Below are 13,217 nucleotides of genomic sequence, written 5' to 3'. Positions count from 1 at the left end.
GTCGCGCTGCCCGGGGTGGTGGGCGCCCTTCCGCCACTCCCGGGTCCGCCGGTGGGGGGGGGCGCGCTGGGGCGTGATGCGGCTGACGACGGGGTTCGCGGGGGGCCCCGCGACGAGAGTCACCCAGCGGTTCTCCACGCCGGGGAGCAAGGCGTCCTGCTGTGCCTTCGTGAAGCGGTGCACCTCGTCGATGAACAGGACGGTCTCGACCGCGCCGGTCCCCCGGGACAGATCGCGCCGCGCGGCGTCGATGACCTGCCGAACGTCCTTGACGCCGGCCGTGACCGCCGACAGCTCCACGAACTTCCGGTTCGTCTGGTGGGAGACCACTGCCGCGATCGTGGTCTTGCCGGTCCCCGGAGGGCCCCACAGCAGCAGCGACATCGGCTGGTCCCCCTCGACCAGCCGCCGCAGCGGCGAGCCTGGGGCCAGCAGGTGCTGTTGCCCCACCAACTCGTCGAGACTGCGCGGCCGCATCCGCACGGCCAGCGGAGCCGCCGTGTGATCCGTGTCCGCCAAGCTGCCGCCACCGCGGGCCGGCGCGGGAGCACCCGGAAGATCGAACAACCCATCACTCACCCGAAAAGCCTATCCATCCCCACCGACACCCTCCGCACGCGGCGGTCAGCACCGGCTTTGTGGTAAGAAAAGTTCAGCCGGCGCGACATTGTTTCCACAAAGGCGGAGAGGTTCCGGCGCGGTCAGCGGCTGGGGCCGGTGGGGCGGTTCTTGGCGGCGCGGAGGGCCTGGAGGTCGCGGCTTCCGGCCGGGGGCAGCTTGTCGACGCCGTTGAGGAGATCGGTGCGGACCGAGCGGAGCTGGGCCTGAGCGGGATCGAACCCGGTCGCCGGGCCCCGCCGGAATGCCGCCCGGTTGCGATAGGTCTCGGCGACCAGGAGGACACCTGCGGGGGCGCCCATCACGGCGTTGACCAATGGCGGCCCGCCCGTCGCGCCGACGGCGGTGACCCACGCGGCCCACCCCATCACGGCCAACGCCTGCCGGTTTCTCGCCGCGCGCCGGATACCCGGTTCCGCCTGGTCCGCGGCGAGCCGGTCGTGGCCCTCCATCAGGCGCTGCCCCTGGCGCGTCATTTCCTCGGCGGCATCACGCAGCGGCTGGCTGACCTGCACCCGGGCACCCTCGGCAATCACGTCGCGCAGAACAGACGCCCGGGCGAGCCGGGTCAACGAGGCGGCCAGCCACTCACCGTCGCGCGACGGCACGCTCGCCCCGCCGTACGCCGCGTCGAACTCGCGCCGGAAGTCCGCGATGCCCTTCTCCAGCGGCGGCCGGCTCTCGAGGCCGGTCTGCATGTCCGCCTTCTCGGTCGCGTCCTCGAGGCTCAACCCGAACTGACTCTCCGGATCAAGCGATATCTCGGCCGCTTTCAGGAGGATCTGTTCCGCGTCCGTCGCGTCGGTACCAAGCGACGCCTCGTCCATCTTCAGCCGCCGCCACCAGTGCGCCAGCCGCTGAGCCGTCCGCCGCGGGGCATCCTTCGCATCGGCCGGGAACGACCGTGCGTACCGGTCCAGGGCGAGCAGGGCCTCGGTGGCGAACACGTCCACTACTTGCCGCGCCGCGGCGAGTTCGGCGTCCCGGCGCGGACCGTCCTGGTCGACCGTCATCGCCGGTCGTCCAGCTCGGCCTGGACGTCCTCGACCGCCTGCGCCCGCACCCGCAGCTTGTCGAAGCGTGCCGCGAGCTCCGGCCCGGCCGGCTGGTAGTCGGCGTCCTCCTCGGCATCGGCCGGGACGTACCACCACCGCCCGTCGTACCAGGTCGGACCCACGTCCGTCCCGGCGAGCATCGGCTTCGCCTCGCCGGTCCGAATCAGTTCACGTACGGCGGCTGCTGACAGGTTTCCGTCCGTCATCTACCCGACTGTAGGACGCCGGGGGGCGAACACGAGGTGCCAAGTCCCGCTGCGCCGCAGCAACACGATGGTCGGAACCTGCAACACCACGATCGTCGCCACCGTGATCACCGGGTCGGTCGCCGGTACGACGGAGATCGGCAAGGTGTACGAGACGACGATCCGGACGATCCCGTCGACGATCGTCGCGACGCCCCACCACACCGTGATCCACTTCCAGGCGGTCCGGAACCCCGCGTCCGTCTCCCACAGCCGATCCATGACATCCGCCCGTCGCGCGAACATCGCGCGCGTCACGACGTACGTGAGCGGCTGCGGGTGCCTCAGCGACCACAACGTGATGCCGGCGAACGGCAGGCTGATCCAAGCGTTGCGCACGAGCAGCAGCCGCGCGTCGCCACCCAGTACGGCGACCACGGTGCTCGCCACCATGCTCACCACGACCGCCATCCCGACCAGGTCGGTACGCCGCTCGCGCGCCAGCGAGACCCCGGAACTGATCAGTCCGGGGATCACGCCGACGACCAGCGCGGTCAGGTCATTCGCCCCGAGCGCCTTCAGTCCGTAGAAGAGGGCGAGCGGGACACCGATGTCGACGACGAGCAACCAGGGACCTCTGCGCGTGGGCATGAACAGAGATTCGCCCAGCAAGCCGCCGGCCGGCATCGAGCCGACGGCTGTCCACCCCTAGACCAAAGTCTCGGTCCTACTCAGTCCTTCTTCTTACGGGGCTCTTCTTCGTCCGCCTCGTCGGCCTCGTCCTTGGCCTCGCGCAGCTCTTCCGGGAGCTCGTCATCGTCGACGTCGCGGAGTTCCTCGGGCAGGTCGTCCTCGTCGAACTCCTCGTCGAGGATCTCCTCCGGCTCGGCCGCCGACTCCGGCTTGATCGCGTTCCGCAACCGGCCGAGGATCCGGTCCGCCTCGGTGCCGAACGGGTTGTCGTTGACCAGGTACGTCCAGGTCGCGGTCGGCCGCGGGATCCCGCTGGCCTCCTCGTTCAGCCCGTCGGACGTGATCTCGGCTTCCCCGAACGTCTCGGCGGCGTCCTTCCACGCGTCCTCGACCAGCGTGTCGAACGACGCGATCGCCGACTTGTTGAACTCGTCGATCGGCTTCAGGTGCACGATGCCGCCGGCCAGCGACCGCAGATGGATGCCCTCGCGCAGGTCCGCGAGGTACGCCAGGTGGTCGGTCCATCGCCGGTCCAGGTGCCCGAGCGTGATCCGCCGTACGGCGCTCTTCACGACGTCCTCGCCGACCTCGTCGACCAGCTCGTCGTACCGCTCCTTGGCGCGCTCGGCGAGCTCGGTCGCGGCCAGGTCCTCGGTGAGCACCTTCTCGCGGGTCTCGAGCAGGATCGCCCGCTGCTGGCCGGTGAGGCGGTTGTACTGCCAGGTCGTCCGGTGCAGCTCCGCGTTCGCGCCGTCGGCGACCCGCTGCGCGTGCTCGAGCATCCCGATCGACTTGCGGTCGGTGAGCCGCCCGGTGTCGTCCGGGTTCGGCCGCAGACCGGACGAAACGGAGTACCGCGTGACGAGTTCGTCGGCGAGCGACGCGAAGAACAGCGAACCGCCCGGGTCACCCTGGCGTCCGGCGCGGCCGCGCAGCTGGTCGTCCAGCCGGCGCGACGCGTGCAGACCGGTGCCGATCACGTACAGACCGCCGAGCTCGAGGGCCTTCTCCTTGTCGTGCGTCTCGTCCTTGCCGCCCAGCCGGATGTCGGTACCGCGACCGGCCATCTGGGTCGAGACGGTCACCGTGCCCGGGACGCCGGCCTCGGCGATGATCGACGCCTCCTCGGCGTCGTTCTTCGCGTTCAGTACGACGTGCGGGATCTCGGCCGCCTCGAGCTTGTCGCTGAGCTGCTCGGACTCCTCGACACTGTGCGTGCCGATCAGGATCGGGCGCCCGCTCTCGTGCACCACGCCGATGTGCTTCACCAGCGCCGTGTTCTTCTGCTCGACCGTCAGGTACAGCCGGTCCTCGTCGTCCTTGCGGACGTTCGGCTTGTTCGGCGGTACGACGGCCACGTCGACCTCGTAGAACTCCTGCAGCGACTCCCCGACGACGACCGCCGTACCGGTCATGCCGCAGAGCGACTTGTACCGCTTGATCAGCGACTGCACGGTGATGCTGTCCAGCACCTCACCGGAGTCACTGACCGGCACCGCTTCCTTCGCCTCGACGGCGGCCTGCAGACCGTCGGGCCAGCGCTGCAGCTTCGCGACCCGGCCACGGTTGTTGTTGATCAGGCTGACCCGGCCGTCGCGGACCAGATAGTCGACGTCCTTGCGCAGCAGCACCTCGGCGTGCAGCGCGACGTTCACCTGGGTCAGGCGGTCGAGGTTCTCGTCGTCGTACAGGTTGACGCCGCCGAGCGCCTCCTCGACCTTGTCGGTGCCCTTGTCGGTCAGCCCGACGGTCCGGCCGTCGCCGTCGATCTCGTAGTCCACACCCGCGCGCAGCGTCCGGACCAGCTGTACGACGTCGTCGTCCAGCGCCTCGCTCCGGGTCGCACCGGCGAGCACCATCGGGACCCGGGCCTCGTCGATCAGCACCGAGTCGGCCTCGTCGACGAGCGCGACGTCCGGGGCCACCGTCACCCGGTCGGCGACGTCGGTCACCAGGCGGTCGCGGAGTACGTCGAAGCCGATCTCGTTCACCGGCACGTAGCAGACGTCGGCCTGGTAGGCCTCGCGCCGCTCCTCCGGGGTGGACGCCTGACCGACGTGCCCGACCGTGACGCCGAGCAGCTCGTACACCGGGCCCATCCACTCGGAGTCGCGCTGGGCCAGGTAGTCGTTCACCGCCAGTACCTGCACCTTGCGGCCGCCGACGGCGTACCCGGCGGCGGCGATCGCGCCGGCCAGCGTCTTGCCCTCACCGGTCGCCATCTCGACGATCCGGCCCTGCAGCATCGCCAGCGCGCCGACGACCTGGCCGTCGAACGCGCGCTCACCGATCGCCCGCTTCCCCGCGTCCCGCGCCAGCGCGAGGAACTCGATCTGCTCGTCCTCGTGCAGACCGCCGGTGGTGCGCAGCTCCGCGACCGCCTCGGTGAGCTCTTCGTCGGTCAGGGACAGGACCGATTCCTCGGCCTCGCCGACCAGCTGGGTGAGCCGTTCGTACGGGCCGAGATCGATCGAGCCGGGGCGCTGCAGCAGCCGGCGGAAGCGGGAAGCGATTTTCAGAGCCATGATGCTGGCAACGTACAGCCTCGACGCGTCGTTCCGCAGCTCACCCCGGACCGCCACCACTCACCAACAAGCGCTTCCCGCGCCCGCTCACGCTGACCAGCCTCCTGACTGCCGGGCTACGAGGCGGTTGGTGAGTGTCCCAGGTCCGGTTCCCATTCATAGGGCGTCGTCACGGTCACCGCGTGCAGGCCGAGTTTCTGCAGGATCGGGCGGGAGTCCTCGGAGGCGTCGACGCGGAGGAACTCGTAGCCGCGGTCCTTCGCCAGGCGGGCGCGGTGCACGAGCAGAGCGGAGTACAGGCCCTGACGCCGCCATTCCGGGAGCGTCCCGCCGCCCCACAGGCTGGCGAACCCCGTGCCGGGGTGGAACCTGATCCACGCGGCGCTCACGGCCGGACCGTCGGGCCCGCGCAGCGCGTCCTCCACCAGGAACACCGACAGCCGGTCGGGGAACATCCGCGCCTCGCCCTGCAACTGCTCCACGATCCGCGCCAGCCCGCTGTTCCACAGGGTGTCTGTCAGCTCAGCGATCCGGCGGTAGTCGTCCGGCCCGTCGGCCTCGCGCAACCGCACCTTCGAGGGCAGCGCGGACGGCCGCTCCAGGATCCGGTCCACCTCACCGAGGATCAGCGTCTCCGGAGCCTGTTTCGTGAACCCGGCGCGAACCAACCGGTCCCCCAGGTCCGCCGGTTCGTCGTAGGCGTAGGTCTTCCACTCGAACGGCAGCCCGCGCTCCCGGAAGAACGCCACCTCCTCGGCGATCACCGCGTCCGGGTCGTCGCCCAGTCCACGTGGTGTCTCCACGAAACCGGCGCCGTCCGCGCCCTCGACGTACGAGCGGTGCACCCTGCCGTCAGGCCCGTGATGCTCCTGTTTCCACCCGGGGATCGCGTCGGCGTCAGGGAGCCGGATCCGGCGATGAAACACATCGAGCAACTCGTCAGGCGTCATAACCGCAGTCAACCAACCAAAGACTTCGAGCGTCCAACGAGTAAGTCCTGAAGGGGGACATCATGAAACACCACCACATCACCCCCAGGACGGTCCTCGCCGCGCTCGCGGTGACCGCAGTCCCCGCCACCGCGTTCGCCGCACCGGCCCTCGCCGGATCGTCCGCCGCAAGCATTTCCAGCACGTCAGTCACGACCGCCTCCGCGACCTGTCCGCGCGGCTGGGGTTCCTTGCCCGAGGCCAGCAACCGGGCGCGCGCCACGACGTCACCGACGAGTGTCGCCAACATCCGCACCGGACGGCACGACTGCTTCGACCGGCTCGTCGTCGACTTGGCTGGTGGCTCCAGCGGGTACGACGTTCGCTACGTCCGCACTGTCTCCGAGGACGGCTCCGGTCGGCTCGTTCCACTGCGCGGTGGCGCGAGACTGCAGATCGTCGTACGCGCGCCGTCGTACAACGTCAACACCGGTCAGGCGACGTACGCGCCCCGGAATCGGCAGGAGCTGACCACGGTGGCCGGCTATCGCACGTTCCGGCAGGTTGCGTTCGCGGGCAGCTTCGAGGGACAGACGAACTTCGGACTCGGGGGGGGGGGGGGGGCGGCCGGGGGGGGGGGGGGGGGGGGGGGGGGGGGGGTGGGGGGGGGGGGGGGGGGGGGGGGGCGGCGCCGCCCCCCCCCCCCCCCCCCCGTCTGGTGGTGGACGTCGCCCACCGCTGGTAGTTGCCTACAGCACTCGGTTGAGCAGGTCGTAGAAGCTGTTGGCGAGGACTAACTCGTAGGGATCGGTGAGGAGCGGGCCGAGTTCGGCCATGTCGGACGGCGTCCACGACCAGGCGCCGATCAGACCCGAGATGAACAACGGACTCGCACCGTCCCAGCCCGCGATCCGCTGGTCCAGCGCCGCCTTGAACTCGGCCGCCTTACCGGGTGCACCCCATCCACCGGTGATCGGGATGCCACCGTGGCGGACGGTCAACGTGTCGCCGTCCCACGTCTGCATGATCCCCTTCGTGGGCGTGTAGTCGGCGTACCCCTTGGCGATCTCCTCGGACAGCTGCACCCACGTGCCGTTCGCGCGACCGCTGTACGCGTACACCACGTCGAGCCCGGTGCGGCTCATGAACGACCCCGACATCTTCAGGTACTGCGTGAGCTCGGCCGAAGTCCACGACGCGGGATAGGTGTAGCCGGCGCCGGACGGGCCACAGACCAGCAGGTCGTTCGCGGTGGCAGTGCGCTGGAAGTAGCTGTAGATGTTCGGGCCCGTCTCGGCGAGCAACGGGTCGATCGTCCAGTTGGTCGGTACGGCGCCGCGCTTCGGGTCGTCCCAGATCTCGCGCAGCCGGCGCTGGCAGTATTGGATGTTGTCGCCCTCGCCGAACGTCAGCGTCAGGTACACCTTGTTCTTCGGCTTGTCGATCCGGCGGATCGGCCGCGGCTTGGGCGAGATCGGCGAGGCGGTGCCGGCGTGCACCGAACCGTTCATGTAGAAGTCCGCCGCGACGACCGGTGAGCCGCCCTTCGACGCGAGGTCGACGCCGTCCCACTCGCCCGACACGTCGTTCGCGAACCAACCCATGTACGGCGCCAGCGTCGGCCACTTCGCGTAGTGCTCGATCAGCAGATCGCCCGTCGCGCCGCCAGGTGGTAGCCAGCTCACCAGGGCCTTGGTGGCCACCACGTAGTCGCGGAAGTACGGGAACGGTTCGACGCGCGTCGGGGACGTGTCCGTGGCGCTGACGAGGTACTGGTTCCACATCTCCACGGTGACGACGAGGGACGTCGTACCCGCCGGTGGTTCGAAGCGGTAGATCCAGTAGTTGCCGCCGTCTGCGAACCTGTTGGACTCACCACCGATCGAGGAGTGCGAGCCGTCGAACAGGTACGGCGCCTCCTCCGGCGTGTTCGGCTCGAAGCGGGCGATCTCGGCACCGTTCGCAGTCACCACCACGTGCCGCACCGAAGCGCCCCAGCCGTCGTCGCTGAACGAGTCGGCGAACCGGACGTACACCGCCTCCTTGCCGAGCTTGGGCGAGACGTCCAGGTTGTAGGTACCGCGGTTCGACGAGTCACGGATCTGCTTCGTCTCGCGGGCGATCTCCTGCCAGACAACGCCTTCCACGTCGACCACGCGGGTCGGCGGGAGGCCGGCGAGCAACTGCTTCGTGACCCGCGGGAACAGGTTGTCGAGCTGCCACCGGTACGTCTTCACGCGGTCGTCGTCGAACATCCCGCGCAGGTCCTTCACGATCTTCAGACCGTGCGCCTTGGCCTGGTCCGCGTCCGCGACGACCGCGTTCTCCAGCCCGGCGAGCGTCGTCGCGACGTTCAGCGAGTCCGGTACGGCGGGGTCGTGGACGATCGCCCCGCGGATCCGGCCGCGGTACTTCGCGACCAGGTCGAGCGGGTTCTTGTAGAGCTTCGTGGGCAGCCGCATGTCGGTCAGCCACTTGGCGTCCGGCACGCTCTCGGTGCCGGTGTCGTAGATGAAGTACAGCTCCGGCTCAGTGCGGTTGACTACGCCTTGCAACGTTGTCAGCAGGGTCTGGTCTCCCCCGCTGAGCTTGCTGACGTCGCCGTAGTCCAGGTGTCTCGGGCGGTTGAACACCGGCAGCAGCCGAGCGGGGCTGCCGGACGTCGATGAAACTGCAGCCTGTGCGTTCGATGCGAGCATCGGGACCATCCCGAACCCACCCGCCGTCACCGCACCGCCACCCGCCAGGAACGTTCGTCTCGAAACCATCGTGACCACTCCCTGAGGTTGACATCGATGTCAAATCCTGCCGGAATCTAGCAACCCCAAGACCCTCTGTACATACCTCGTCACAAACTCCTGGAATCGTTTCCGCCAACCCGCCCCCACCCACGCCCCGGCGTACCGGCCCGGGCACACCCACCAGCCCCGCGAACTGGCCACACCCAACGGCGACCGCGCACAAGCTATTCCCTGTCCGAAGTCCCCAGGAACCATCCACAGTCCGCCCGACCCCACCGCACACCAACCCCCGCCGACTCGTGCAAATCGGCGCGCACCGCCAACCCCCAGTCGTGAACGGCGGCTTGTGATCGGCAGCCGCGTCTCACGACTCGACGGCGCGGGTGCTGTTCAGGCTGAGGCTGGCTCGGACTGCGAGCGGGGCGTCGGCAGCACCCGCGCCAGCACCTCGGGGTCCACTCGGTAGTTGACCAACAGCCGACGCTGGATCTCGCCCCGGACTCGCAGCCGCACCGTCAGCCCCACTTCAATTATCCGGCCTCGCCGCTCTGGCCCGGTTTGCGGCGGAGGAAGCGGGAGCGGAACTTGGTGTCGTACTCGAGGTGCATGTAGCCGGAGGAGTGGACGCCGACGGCGATGAAGGCGACGAGGACGAAGGTGATGCCGGCGGGGAGGGAGATGTGCCAGAAGGCGGCGGCGATCCCCACGAAGGCGGAGCCTTGGGCGACGGCTTTGGCGAAGGTGACGAGGCGCGAGCGGGTGACGCGGCGGCGGAACGCTTCTTGGCGGTTCAGGACCAGCAGCGCCGCGAGCAGCGGGATCGCGACGGCGAACGCGATCACGCAGATCGTCGCGGAGAGGTCGAGCGGTGACGTCGTGAGGAACGGCTGTACGACGACGAGTCCGGCGGCCGCCAGTCCGCCGTACACGAGGTTGGACTGGCGGATCCATTCCTCCTGGGACGCAGGATCCGATGTCGCGTCCTCCACCTCCTGCTGGATCCGCTGCGCCTCGGCTTCCTGCTCCACACGGAGAGCGTCCTCGTCCTCAAGCATCTGGCGGTCCTCCTGGGGCAGGGAAATGGGTGGTCAGGCGTACGGCGGGCGAGACATAGTAAGCGCTCGACCACTGAGGAGGTCCGCGTGCGGTACTACCACGCCGAGCACGAAGCGGCATACCAACGCCTCGAGCGCGAAGGCATGACGCAATGGAGCGACCTCTTCACCGAGGACCGCACCGACGACTACGACGCCTTCCCCAACCGCGCCTTTCTCGAGGCAGCGCTCAACCGCCTCGATCTGCCACCCGACGCCGACGTACTGGAGTACGGCTGCGGCACCGGCCCGGCCGCCTGCTTCCTCGCCGCCCGCGGCTTCCGCGTCGACGCCATCGACCTCATCCCCGAGGCGATCACCATCGCGCGACGCCTCGCACGAGACCGCGGCGTACAGGTCAACTTCGCAGTCCAGGACATCTGCGCGATGCCACCCGAGAGCAAGCGGTACGACGTGGTGCTCGACAGCTACTGCCTCCAGTCGATCGTCACCGATGCGGACCGGGCGAGCGTGTACGCCGCCATCCGCGCCCGCCTGAAACCCAACGGGTACTACGTTCTCTCGACAGCCACCTACGAACCGGACCGCGTCTACGAGCACCCGTATCGCTACGACGCACCCACCGGCATCTGCTACCAGGAAGTCTCGGCAGAATCCCCAGACGCAGTACAGATCGACGATCGCTGGCATCTCCCCCACCGTCGCCACCTGCGACCCGAGGTACTCGAGGCCGAGCTACAACGCGCCGGCCTCCAGGTGCTTTCCCAGGAAGGCCCCTACCGAGGGGAACTCATTTGTCGCGTGTCGCCGCGGCGATGACCTTCGTCAGGCGAGCATGTAGCTCCATCAGCTCGTCGACATCCATGCCCAGCCGTTCGACGATCGTCGGCGGGACCTTCAGCGCCTCCTCGCGCAGCGCACGGCCCTTGTCCGTCAGCGAGACGGCCAGCGACCGCTCGTCAGTGCGAGAGCGGGCGCGGGTGATCAGGCCAGTGCTCTCCAACCGCTTCAGCAACGGCGACAGCGTCGCGGGCTCGAGCTGCAGCATGCCGGACAGGTCCTTCACCGACACCGGCTCGAACTCCCAGAGCGCGAGCATCACGAGGTACTGCGGATGCGTGAGCCCCATCGGCTCGAGGACCGGGCGATAGAGGCTGATCACGGTCCGCGAGGCGACCGCGAGCGCGAAGCAGACCTGCTGTTCGAGGGCCAGCGGATTCTCGATGTCCGTCAGCTTCGTCACTCCCATGTGCTTAGTGTAGCAACTTTATGTAGACTAATGATTAGTACACTAACTATGCACGGCTCGACGCACGGAGGGACTCATGGATGCAGCACCGGCAGGGCAAGGTCAGCGGATGATCCGCCGCCGGACGCCGCGCCCGATGAAGATCGAGACGGTTCAGCGCTGGGTCGCGTCCGCGATCCTGTTCCACGTCGGCAGCGTCCCCGCGGTCACGCTCGCGGTCTACAGCATCGGCGTCGCTGCGGACGACTTCGGCAAGGGCGTCGGGCTCTGGCTGATGTCCGGCGTCATCGGTGCCCTGACCGCGGCCGGCATCCTCGCGATCTTCCAGCGCATGCCGCTCTCCCCCTGGCTGGCGGTCGGAATCCTCCCGACCGCGATCACCGGCTTCTACATCTTCTGAGCGACTACCAGGCGCGGTGCAGAAGCTCCGTCGCCTCGGGAAGACTGAGCCCCGCCCGATGAGCGGCCCGGGCGAAGACCGTGGCGGCCGCCCGCGACTCCTCGTCGTCCACCCGACTCCGCGACGCGAGCACGAACGTGCCGTTCCGGCCGCGGGTCTCAATCAGGCGCTCGGCCTCGAGTTCCTTGTAGGCCCGCGCGACCGTGTTCACCGCCAGCCCCAGATCCCCGGCCAGCTGCCGAACGGTCGGCAGCCGCGTCCCCTGGGCCAACTCACCGGCCCGGATCAGCCCGTCGATCTGGTCCTTCACCTGCTCGTACGGCGGTTTGGCGCCCGCCGGATCGACCGTGATGATCATCCCGCGACCCGCTGCACCCGTTGCAGGCCGCTCCGGCTACTGGCCGCCATCGAAGTCACGCTGAAGAACCCCACAGCCACCAGGAATAGCACTGACACGAGCGGATCGACAAAGCCTGGTATGTCGGACGGCCACTCGAACGACATCGGGATCCCCGCGCCGAGCAACCAGCACACCGTGACGGCCGACGACCCGAGGTCGCGCAACGTGGTCGCCCGCATCGCCTCCTGCCAGTGCAGCTCGGCGTCCCGGCTCGACGACTGACTCACCTGCAACGCCTTGCGCTGCAGCAGTAGACCGCACCCCCACAGCGGTACGGCGGCCAGTCCGCTCCCGATCAGGATCCAGCCACGCGCCGGATGGTCGTCGCTCCCGAGGACCACGAGTCCGCCCAGCCCGATCGTTACGAGCGGCAGTACAACAACGGCGTACTGGATCGCGATCTCGATCGGGCCCAGATAGTCGACCAACTGCCGCGGCCGCAGGGCAGCCATGCGCGGGCCGTTGGCGCGGGACAGGCGAACGGTCCGGTAACTGTGGACGAGGTTCGCGAGTCCGCCGGCCGCGGCGGCGAGGGCGAGCATCCAGGTCAGCAGGCGGATGTCGATCCCGACACCGGTGGTCAGACCGACGCCCACGCCCTGATGGGCGAGCCAGGCGATCGCGCCGCCTGCCAGGATGCCGATCAGCAGTCCGAGCAGCAGGATCTCCTGGCGCCGCAGGTACCACTTCGACGCGGCCCCGACCAGTTCCGGTTCAGCCGGCAGACCGCCCCGCTCGACAAGCCGGTTGACCTCCGCCGCTGCCAGCTTCCGCCGCAGCACCCAGAGCACCAGCGCCGCCGCGACCATGATCGCCACCAACCAGAACAGGTCCATCTCGACCGAACTCCCCTCCGACTATTTGTATCAAATGTATTGATACAAACTCAGAGTGTCAAGTAATGACCCTGTGTCGCCGGTGAGCTCAGAGGAAGTCCTCCGGGCTGTACGGCTTCTGCTCGACCAGTACGAGCCAGTTACCCGAGTTGTCGCGCAGTACCGCCTCGACGCCGTACGGGCGATCGGCGGGTTCCTGCAGATACTCGACGCCCTTCGCGGTGAGCTCCGCGAAGGTCTTACGGCAGTCGTCGGTTGCCAGCCCGACGCCGTGCATCGAGCCCTTCGCCATGATCCGCTGGATCCACCCGGCCGACTCCTCGTCCATCGGCGGCCCCGGCACCATCAGCGCCAACTCCAACTCGGGGTGATCGGCCTGGTGCACGGTGCACCACCGGAAGTCCTCGCTGAGCGTGATGTCGTCCCCGAGTTCGAACCCGAGCTTCTCGGTGTAGAAGGCCTTCGCCTCGTCGATGTCGTTCACGTAGACCGTCACCAGGCTGACGTTGGTGATCACAGTTCCTCCCGATC

Annotated in this window: 16 protein-coding genes; 3 read left to right on the top strand and 13 right to left on the bottom strand. The window is 68.7% G+C overall.

Features of this window, described 5'->3' with window-relative positions:
• From ACWGID_RS10265 to ACWGID_RS10235, 7 genes are all read right to left on the bottom strand, one after another.
• A partial coding sequence (locus tag ACWGID_RS10265; protein ID WP_452196098.1) for an AAA family ATPase occupies positions 1 to 579 on the bottom strand: 579 nt, incomplete at its 3' end.
• A 122-nt stretch (positions 580 to 701) separates the two neighbouring features.
• Entirely contained in the window at positions 702 to 1,631 is a 930-nt protein-coding gene (locus ACWGID_RS10260) for a hypothetical protein (protein WP_452196097.1), read from the bottom strand.
• On the bottom strand, positions 1,628 to 1,879 hold the full coding sequence (locus tag ACWGID_RS10255) for a hypothetical protein (RefSeq protein ID WP_452196096.1): 252 nt from the start codon (positions 1,877 to 1,879) through the stop codon (positions 1,628 to 1,630). The genes ACWGID_RS10260 and ACWGID_RS10255 overlap by 4 nt, the downstream gene beginning before the upstream one ends.
• The gene (locus tag ACWGID_RS10250) at positions 1,880 to 2,509 is read right to left on the bottom strand and encodes a VC0807 family protein (protein WP_452196095.1); all 630 of its coding nucleotides are present in this window, start codon (positions 2,507 to 2,509) and stop codon (positions 1,880 to 1,882) included.
• A gap of 80 nt (positions 2,510 to 2,589) precedes the next feature.
• Positions 2,590 to 5,076, bottom strand: coding sequence for an accessory Sec system translocase SecA2 (gene secA2, locus ACWGID_RS10245; protein ID WP_452196094.1), 2,487 nt, complete (start codon positions 5,074 to 5,076; stop codon positions 2,590 to 2,592).
• Positions 5,077 to 5,192: 116 nt separating this feature from the next.
• Positions 5,193 to 6,026 carry a GNAT family N-acetyltransferase gene (locus tag ACWGID_RS10240; RefSeq protein WP_452196093.1) on the bottom strand — a complete coding sequence of 278 codons (834 nt, stop codon included), beginning with the start codon at positions 6,024 to 6,026 and terminating at the stop codon, positions 5,193 to 5,195.
• Positions 6,016 to 6,312 (bottom strand): hypothetical protein, encoded by a 297-nt coding sequence (locus ACWGID_RS10235; protein ID WP_452196107.1) that lies wholly within the window; start codon positions 6,310 to 6,312, stop codon positions 6,016 to 6,018. The genes ACWGID_RS10240 and ACWGID_RS10235 overlap by 11 nt, the downstream gene beginning before the upstream one ends.
• Between ACWGID_RS10235 and ACWGID_RS10230 the strand changes: the two genes are divergently transcribed.
• On the top strand, positions 6,257 to 6,802 hold the full coding sequence (locus tag ACWGID_RS10230; RefSeq protein ID WP_452196106.1) for an AMIN-like domain-containing (lipo)protein: 546 nt from the start codon (positions 6,257 to 6,259) through the stop codon (positions 6,800 to 6,802). The genes ACWGID_RS10235 and ACWGID_RS10230 overlap by 56 nt on opposite strands.
• Here the strand turns inward: ACWGID_RS10230 and ACWGID_RS10225 are convergent.
• Both ACWGID_RS10225 and ACWGID_RS10220 read right to left on the bottom strand, forming a co-directional pair.
• Positions 6,755 to 8,773 (bottom strand): GxGYxYP domain-containing protein, encoded by a 2,019-nt coding sequence (locus ACWGID_RS10225; protein WP_452196092.1) that lies wholly within the window; start codon positions 8,771 to 8,773, stop codon positions 6,755 to 6,757. The two genes, ACWGID_RS10230 and ACWGID_RS10225, sit on opposite strands and share 48 nt — an antisense overlap.
• A 503-nt stretch (positions 8,774 to 9,276) precedes the next feature.
• Complete coding sequence (locus tag ACWGID_RS10220) at positions 9,277 to 9,801, bottom strand: hypothetical protein (protein ID WP_452196091.1); 525 nt, start codon at positions 9,799 to 9,801, stop codon at positions 9,277 to 9,279.
• 87 nt (positions 9,802 to 9,888) lie between these two features.
• On the opposite strand from ACWGID_RS10220, the gene ACWGID_RS10215 reads away from it, so the two are divergent.
• Complete coding sequence (locus tag ACWGID_RS10215; protein ID WP_452196090.1) at positions 9,889 to 10,620, top strand: class I SAM-dependent methyltransferase; 732 nt, start codon at positions 9,889 to 9,891, stop codon at positions 10,618 to 10,620.
• On the opposite strand, the gene ACWGID_RS10210 is transcribed toward ACWGID_RS10215, so the two are convergent.
• Positions 10,592 to 11,050, bottom strand: coding sequence for a MarR family winged helix-turn-helix transcriptional regulator (locus ACWGID_RS10210; RefSeq protein WP_452196089.1), 459 nt, complete (start codon positions 11,048 to 11,050; stop codon positions 10,592 to 10,594). The genes ACWGID_RS10215 and ACWGID_RS10210 overlap by 29 nt on opposite strands.
• A gap of 76 nt (positions 11,051 to 11,126) precedes the next feature.
• Between ACWGID_RS10210 and ACWGID_RS10205 the strand changes: the two genes are divergently transcribed.
• Entirely contained in the window at positions 11,127 to 11,450 is a 324-nt protein-coding gene (locus tag ACWGID_RS10205; RefSeq protein WP_452196088.1) for a hypothetical protein, read from the top strand.
• A gap of 4 nt (positions 11,451 to 11,454) precedes the next feature.
• Here ACWGID_RS10205 and ACWGID_RS10200 read toward each other — a convergent pair whose 3' ends face one another.
• The 3 genes from ACWGID_RS10200 to ACWGID_RS10190 form a co-directional block, all read right to left on the bottom strand.
• Positions 11,455 to 11,808: a GntR family transcriptional regulator gene (locus tag ACWGID_RS10200; protein WP_452196087.1), complete on the bottom strand. Its 354-nt coding sequence runs from the start codon at positions 11,806 to 11,808 to the stop codon at positions 11,455 to 11,457.
• Positions 11,805 to 12,686, bottom strand: coding sequence for a hypothetical protein (locus ACWGID_RS10195; protein ID WP_452196086.1), 882 nt, complete (start codon positions 12,684 to 12,686; stop codon positions 11,805 to 11,807). The genes ACWGID_RS10200 and ACWGID_RS10195 overlap by 4 nt, the downstream gene beginning before the upstream one ends.
• Before the next feature lie 88 nt (positions 12,687 to 12,774).
• On the bottom strand, positions 12,775 to 13,203 hold the full coding sequence (locus ACWGID_RS10190) for a VOC family protein (RefSeq protein WP_452196085.1): 429 nt from the start codon (positions 13,201 to 13,203) through the stop codon (positions 12,775 to 12,777).
• Positions 13,204 to 13,217: the final 14 nt, after the last annotated feature.

This window comes from Kribbella sp. NPDC054772, assembly GCF_053611945.1.
The sequence above is the reverse complement of the archived record's forward strand: the minus strand, read 5'-3'. Positions and strand labels throughout refer to the sequence as shown.

Excerpts from the sequence above, each read along its gene's own strand:
- ACWGID_RS10210 (WP_452196089.1), bottom strand. The coding sequence starts at position 11,050 with ATGGGAGTGACGAAGCTGACGGACATCGAGAATCCGCTGGCCCTCGAA.
- ACWGID_RS10200 (WP_452196087.1), bottom strand. The coding sequence starts at position 11,808 with ATGATCATCACGGTCGATCCGGCGGGCGCCAAACCGCCGTACGAGCAG.
- ACWGID_RS10260 (WP_452196097.1), bottom strand. The coding sequence starts at position 1,631 with ATGACGGTCGACCAGGACGGTCCGCGCCGGGACGCCGAACTCGCCGCG.
- ACWGID_RS10240 (WP_452196093.1), bottom strand. The coding sequence starts at position 6,026 with ATGACGCCTGACGAGTTGCTCGATGTGTTTCATCGCCGGATCCGGCTC.
- ACWGID_RS10195 (WP_452196086.1), bottom strand. The coding sequence starts at position 12,686 with ATGGACCTGTTCTGGTTGGTGGCGATCATGGTCGCGGCGGCGCTGGTG.
- ACWGID_RS10255 (WP_452196096.1), bottom strand. The coding sequence starts at position 1,879 with ATGACGGACGGAAACCTGTCAGCAGCCGCCGTACGTGAACTGATTCGG.
- ACWGID_RS10220 (WP_452196091.1), bottom strand. The coding sequence starts at position 9,801 with ATGCTTGAGGACGAGGACGCTCTCCGTGTGGAGCAGGAAGCCGAGGCG.
- ACWGID_RS10225 (WP_452196092.1), bottom strand. The coding sequence starts at position 8,773 with ATGGTTTCGAGACGAACGTTCCTGGCGGGTGGCGGTGCGGTGACGGCG.
- secA2 (WP_452196094.1), bottom strand. The coding sequence starts at position 5,076 with ATGGCTCTGAAAATCGCTTCCCGCTTCCGCCGGCTGCTGCAGCGCCCC.
- ACWGID_RS10250 (WP_452196095.1), bottom strand. The coding sequence starts at position 2,509 with ATGCCCACGCGCAGAGGTCCCTGGTTGCTCGTCGTCGACATCGGTGTC.
- ACWGID_RS10205 (WP_452196088.1), top strand. The coding sequence starts at position 11,127 with ATGGATGCAGCACCGGCAGGGCAAGGTCAGCGGATGATCCGCCGCCGG.